This window comes from Janthinobacterium sp. JC611 (assembly GCF_018682595.1).
In the GTDB taxonomy this organism is placed as follows: domain Bacteria; phylum Pseudomonadota; class Gammaproteobacteria; order Burkholderiales; family Burkholderiaceae_D; genus Janthinobacterium.
This window is the reverse complement of the sequence record NZ_JAFLJN010000053.1, coordinates 1-306: the sequence shown is the minus strand read 5'-3', so window position 1 is coordinate 306 and position 306 is coordinate 1. Positions and strand designations below refer to the sequence as shown.

The window sequence follows — 306 nt, the reverse complement described above, 5'->3', positions numbered from 1 at the left end:
CGGCCAGCAACTACACGGTCAGCAATCCGACCGGCTTGACGGCCAGCATCACGCCGAAAGCCCTGACGGTGACGGGCCAGGTGGCGGGCAACAAGGTCTACGACGGCAATACGGTAGCGCAACTCTCCGGTGGCAGCCTGAGCGGCCTGGTGGGCGACGAAACCCTGGCCATCGGCGGCCAGACGGCGGCGTTTGCCGACAAGAACGCGGGCAATGCGAAAGCCGTGACGGTCAGCGGCACGAGCTTGCTCGACGGTTCCGGCTCGGCCAGCAACTACACGGTCAGCAATCCGACCGGCTTGACGG

At 66.3% G+C, this 306-nt stretch carries 1 protein-coding gene; it reads left to right on the top strand.

Translation table 11 applies throughout. From position 1 onward, the window contains the following. Positions 1 to 306, top strand: a 306-nt coding sequence (locus tag J0O65_RS25095; protein WP_215409890.1) for a YDG domain-containing protein, incomplete at both ends; no start/stop codon positions are given.